The organism is Halalkalibacter flavus (genome assembly GCF_036663575.1).
GTDB classification, from domain to species: Bacteria; Bacillota; Bacilli; order Bacillales; family Bacillaceae_D; genus Halalkalibacter; species Halalkalibacter flavus.
Map to the genome: position 1 here is coordinate 1 of NZ_JAWRVK010000370.1, position 245 is coordinate 245.

1 pseudogene is annotated in these 245 nt (G+C 66.9%); it reads right to left on the minus strand.

What is annotated here, in order from left to right:
• Positions 1-245 (minus strand): annotated as a pseudogene (locus SAY88_RS25510) (sugar ABC transporter substrate-binding protein); the annotation flags it as partial.

Here is a 245-nt window from a genome sequence, read left to right on the forward strand (position 1 = left end):
GTCGATGTCACCGCGGTAGACGGTCGACACGTCGAGCAGGAACGTCGGGACGGCCTTGACCCCGTTGTCGTACGTGTCGGTGTCGTTGACCTCGGGCTCACCGCCCTCGAGGTAGGCGAGCGCCGCCACCACGGCCTGCTCTGCCAGGGCACGGGTGTCCTTGAACACCGTGGCGTACTGCATCTTCTCGCGGATGAGCTTGACGGAGGCGACCTCCGCGTCCTGGCCCGTCACCACAGGCATCC